Source organism: Streptomyces sp. NPDC001156, assembly GCF_053598275.1.
Genome location: NZ_JBSFJX010000438.1, coordinates 1 through 2825 on the forward strand (window position 1 = coordinate 1; position 2825 = coordinate 2825).

Sequence of the window (2825 nt, forward strand, 5' to 3'; positions counted from 1 at the left end):
GGGCGGCAGCTGCAGCTGCCGCCCATGCCGGCCGATGTCGGCGCGGGCCGCCCCCCTTCACCGGCCCGCGCCGACTGGTGTCGCTGCTCAGCTCTCCCGAGCCGGGCGCGGAGTCGCCCAGGCCGGCCAGAGCCAGAAGCGACCTGCGCAGGCTGCTGGGCCTGCTCCGGCCGGACGGCGAGCGGGCCGACCTCGATCCACAGGCGTCGCTGGACGACCTGTCGAACCTGCTGGAGACCGCGAGGTCGACCGGTCACCCGGTCCGCTTCACGCAGTCCGGTACTCCTCGGCCGCTCCCGCCGGCCATATCGCTCGCCGCGTACCGGATCGTGCAGGAGGCGCTGACCAACGCGCGCCGGCACGGCGCCCCGGGCCTCACAGTGGTCCGGCTGGACTGGGGTGATTCAGCGCTTCATCTCGACATAGTCAACCCGGTACACGCGGGGGAACGGCCCGGCACAGCCGGACACGGGTTGCTCGGCATGGCCGAACGCGTCCGTCTCTTCGGTGGTTCCCTCAACACGGGAAGCGACCGGGAGGGCTGGGCGGTGCGGGCGACGCTGCCGATGCCGATGCCGATGCCGATGCCGATCATGGAGCACGCCGCGCGATGACCATCCGCGTTCTCGTGGTCGATGACCAGCCGCTGATCCGCGACGCGCTGGCGGCCCTGCTCGCCACCGCAGGGGATGTCGACGTGGTGGGCACGGCGTCGGACGGAGCGGGCGCCGTCCGGCAGGCAGGCCAGTGCGAACCCGACGTCGTACTGATGGACATCCGCATGCCGGGCATGGACGGCGTCGAGGCGACCCGGCATCTGCGGGCCCTGCCCCGACCGCCTGCCGTCGTCATGCTCACCACGTTCGATCTGGACGAGTACGTCCTGGCTGCCGTCCGGGCCGGGGCGTCCGGTTTCCTGCTGAAGGACGGTGACGCCGACGACCTGGTCGCGGGGATCCGGACGGCTGCGGCCGGCGACGCGATCCTGGCGCCACGAGCCGTCCAGCGACTGGTCGACCACATCGTCGGCACCCGCGCGCACGACCCGGCGGCCGTCCAGGCGGTGAGCCAGTTGACCGCCCGCGAACGTGAGGTCCTCGCCCAGCTGGCCAAGGGGCTCACCAACGCCGAGATCGCCGGCGCGCTCAGCGGCAGCGAAGCCACCGCGAAGACCCATGTCAGCAACGTCCTCGCCAAGTTGCATGCCCGCGACCGCACTCAGGCCGTGGTCATCGCCTACACCAGCGGCCTGGCCTGAGCGGGGGGTTACGTAACTGGGGGGCGGCACAGGGGCATCCGGCAGCCGGCCGGATGCCGTGGTAGCGGGTACCGCTGCCCGGCATCACGTCTTCCCCATAGATGAATGCCACAAGTAAAGTCGGTCAGCGAGAAGGCCGGTGATTGCTTATGACGGGGACCCGAACACGTGTGGCGGCGACAACATTGTTGCTAGGGATCTTCGGAGCGCTGGCCGCCTGCGACGGCCACGGACCAGCCACTGACAACAGCCACCGGTCGTCGCAGGACTCGGCTCATCCAGTGCAGGCGCCGAGCGCTGAGAGCACCGCAACACATTGCACGACCGTGGGGGAAGAGGATGAGTCCGCTACATCCGGCGGAGTAATCGCGGGCCCCTTCGCAAGTAAGCTGGCCGCACCTTCCGGCATCACCAAGTTCTGGGTGGCGGCGTCGAAGGAACCGACCGAACCTGAGGACGCCATCATCCGCGTGGAGGCCGGCGACGCGGGGGCCCCATATGATCCGGCGCTGTATGTGCGGGCAGCGAAGGACATCAAGACGGTGATCTCGCCGCCGGCGGATGGTCCGGAACACATCTACAACGGCACGATCTTCGTGCCGACCTCCGAGGGTACGAAGTTGCGGATCACCGTGACGATCGGCGAAGCGACCGGCTGCTTCGTGACTCGTCTGTAGCGGCTGAGCCGACGAGGCGCTTCGGCGCCAGGAGGTGCCCCCGCTCGGCCACGACCTCGACAACCGTCCCCGCACGCTCAGGAGGCGTCGCCATAACTGCGGTCGGCCCCGCAAGGCTGACCGTACGGCGCTAGCGCAGCGCGACCTCGCCCGCGTGGACGGCACGCAGGGCGCGCTCGATCGTCTCCTGGTTCTCGCCGACCGGGGCCACGTAGCCGATGACGTCGCGGACGGCGTCCTCCCCGAGCGTGCGGTTCATCACCCACGTGGCGAGATACTGGGACGCCAGGCAGCCGCCCGCCGTGGCGATGTTCCCCTCGGCGTGGAACGGCGCGTCCAGCACGGTGATGTCGCAGGCCTCGACAAAGGGCCGGGTCTTGAGGTCCGTGCAAGCCGGCATGCCGTCCAGCAAGCCCAGCCGGGCGAGCACCAGCGCGCCGGAGCACTGCGCACCGATCAGCTGTCGCGAAGGGTCGAGCTGCAGCCTGGAGATGAGCCGGTCGTCGGCGACCACTTCTCGCGCCTTCACGCCGCTGCCGATCAGCACGACATCGGCTTCGGTCACGAACTCCATCGGGCGCTGCCCGGTCACCTCGACGCCGTTCATCGACGTGACCACCGGCGTCGGCGTCGTGATGAAGGCCTCCAAGCCGTCCTTACGGCACCGGTTGATCAGCGCGGAAGCGATGAAACTGTCGAGCTCGTTGAACCCGTCGAAGGTGACCACGGCTACCTGCATCACAACTCCTTCAAGTCAGGTCACGTGCAGCCTAACCTGCATGTTTCCTCCGTCCTTACCGTTCCTAGTCAGTGAGCAGGAGTGAGTCTTGTACCCAGTCCTGGTCAACTGGCGCATCCCGAACGGTGGTGGATGCACTGGTCTCCCGCGT

General features: G+C 68.8%; 4 protein-coding genes. 3 read left to right on the top strand and 1 reads right to left on the bottom strand.

What is annotated here, in order from left to right; genetic code table 11:
* The 3 genes from ACWDA7_RS51825 to ACWDA7_RS51835 form a co-directional block, all read left to right on the top strand.
* Nucleotides 1-614 (top strand): sensor histidine kinase (locus ACWDA7_RS51825; protein WP_450615061.1); only part of this gene is annotated, 614 nt, incomplete at its 5' end.
* Nucleotides 611-1258 (top strand): response regulator, encoded by a 648-nt coding sequence (locus ACWDA7_RS51830; RefSeq protein WP_450615063.1) that lies wholly within the window; start codon nt 611-613, stop codon nt 1256-1258. The genes ACWDA7_RS51825 and ACWDA7_RS51830, both read left to right, overlap by 4 nt.
* Before the next feature lie 326 nt (nt 1259-1584).
* Nucleotides 1585-1935 carry a hypothetical protein gene (locus ACWDA7_RS51835; RefSeq protein ID WP_450615064.1) on the top strand — a complete coding sequence of 117 codons (351 nt, stop codon included), beginning with the start codon at nt 1585-1587 and terminating at the stop codon, nt 1933-1935.
* 130 nt (nt 1936-2065) lie between these two features.
* Here ACWDA7_RS51835 and ACWDA7_RS51840 read toward each other — a convergent pair whose 3' ends face one another.
* Complete coding sequence (locus ACWDA7_RS51840) at nt 2066-2674, bottom strand: DJ-1/PfpI family protein (RefSeq protein ID WP_450615066.1); 609 nt, start codon at nt 2672-2674, stop codon at nt 2066-2068.
* Nucleotides 2675-2825: the final 151 nt, after the last annotated feature.